Here is a 253-nt window from a genome sequence, read left to right as displayed (position 1 = left end):
CTCCTGTTGCCAGGCCGTTATTATCTGTCAGCACTTCCCGCACCATCGCATTAGTGTACAGATCTACATGTCCGCTTTTCATCGCTGGTTTCACCAATACGGAAGAGGAGGAAAAGTCGCCATACACAGTACAGCCGCGGTTACATTGACTGCAATAGAAACACGGGCTGCGATCTTTGTTTACGGAGCGGGTAAGGATGGAAAGCCGTGAAGGGATAACGGGAATTCCTAAACGATCTCCTGCTTTTTTTAA

General features: G+C 48.2%; 1 protein-coding gene. It reads right to left on the bottom strand.

Annotated elements, in window-relative coordinates; translation table 11 throughout:
- Positions 1–253, bottom strand: a 253-nt coding sequence (locus tag CVH10_RS27030) for a hypothetical protein (protein ID WP_219925021.1), incomplete at both ends; no start/stop codon positions are given.

This window comes from Halomonas sp. ND22Bw (assembly GCF_003011945.1).
GTDB lineage: Bacteria > Pseudomonadota > Gammaproteobacteria > Pseudomonadales > Halomonadaceae > Halomonas > Halomonas halophila.
Note: the sequence above shows the minus strand (reverse complement) of the source record. Positions and strands in the feature narration are given on the sequence as shown.